Origin of the sequence: Chryseobacterium populi, assembly GCF_000282115.1 — a bacterium.
GTDB classification, from domain to species: domain Bacteria; phylum Bacteroidota; class Bacteroidia; order Flavobacteriales; family Weeksellaceae; genus Chryseobacterium; species Chryseobacterium populi.
Genome location: NZ_AKJY01000084.1, coordinates 1 through 1,266 on the forward strand (window position 1 = coordinate 1; position 1,266 = coordinate 1,266).

General features: G+C 37.4%; 2 protein-coding genes. Both read right to left on the minus strand.

Annotation, left to right across the window (positions count from 1 at the left end; translation table 11 throughout):
- Positions 1-40: 40 nt before the first annotated feature.
- A complete protein-coding gene (locus PMI13_RS16715) occupies positions 41-910 on the minus strand; it encodes an IS3 family transposase (protein ID WP_394330399.1) in 870 nt (289 codons plus the stop codon).
- An 11-nt stretch (positions 911-921) separates the two neighbouring features.
- Positions 922-1,212, minus strand: a complete 291-nt coding sequence (locus tag PMI13_RS21800; protein ID WP_007845902.1) for a transposase — start codon at positions 1,210-1,212, stop codon at positions 922-924.
- Positions 1,213-1,266 lie beyond the last annotated feature (54 nt).

The following is a 1,266-nucleotide window of genomic DNA, read 5'->3' on the forward strand; positions in this document are numbered from 1 at the left end:
TGAACTTGCAACTATTTTTGAGACAAAATTTATATACTCTTTATGCTACATTTTTAGATTGATTAGACATTAAATTTTGATACTCTCTTATGGTTAAATTCCCTAAAGCTGAATGCCTTCTGTGAGTGTTGTAAAATGTTTCTATATATTCAAACACAGAGTTTTTGGCATGGTCTCTAGTTTCATATTTATTTTGATAGACAAGTTCGGTTTTCAGAGTCTTGAAAAAACTCTCCGCTACAGCATTGTCATAGCAATTTCCCTTTCCACTCATACTTCGGGTAATGTTTTTCCCGACTATTGACGTAAATTCTGTGCACGCATACTGTATCCCTCTGTCTGAATGGAAAATTAAACTATCATGATCCTGTAAAGGACGGTGAAGCCGTGCCATTTTCAAGGCAGCAATACTTGTATCCTGAGCCTTCATCGTCTCACTTAATGACCAGCCTATAACTTTTCTGTCATATAAATCAATGACCGTCGTGAGATATAACCAGCCCTGACCTGTCCGGATATAGGTAATATCAGAGACCCAGACCTCTTTACTGCTTTTAACCTGAAAATTCTGATTCAGATAATTTTCAACAACAGGGTATCGATGAGATGAGTTGGTAGTCTTCTTAAATTTTTTCTTTACAATACTTCTCAAACCTCTTTCCCTCATCAGCTTTGCTACAAAAGGACGAGAAGCTCTTATTCCTTTTGATTCCAGTTCCCTGACAATCCTGGGGCTCCCATATCTGCCACGGCTCCAATGATAAATACTGAAGATCTCCGCAGATAAAACAGCTCTTCTTTCTGATCGCATAGTAGGTTTTCTTTTCTTCCAATGATAGAAACTGCTCCTGCTTACCTTTAATACCTCACACATCTTCCCGACAGAAAACACTCCAGCGTGTTCTTTGATAAATTTATATCTTACCCGTCTCTCTTGGAGAAGATGCCTACCGCCTTTTTTAAGATGTCACGTTCTAACTTTGTTTCTTCAAGTTCCTTTCGAAGCCTCAGTAGCTCTTCTCTTATAGGATCGGAGGAAATTTGTTTTTCTTTTGTAAGCTTACCTTCTTTGTGAAGCTTTCTCCAATTGACTAAACTTTCTTTGCAAATCCCCAATTCTTGAGCCACTAGGGATACATTGCCTCGTTGTTCACTTAAAGATACTGCTTGGATCTTAAACTCTAAACTGTAATTTTTTCTGATCTTTTTCATACTCTTAAAGTTAAAGAGTATAAGAATGGTGTCCTAACAAAGTTAGCAACTCCA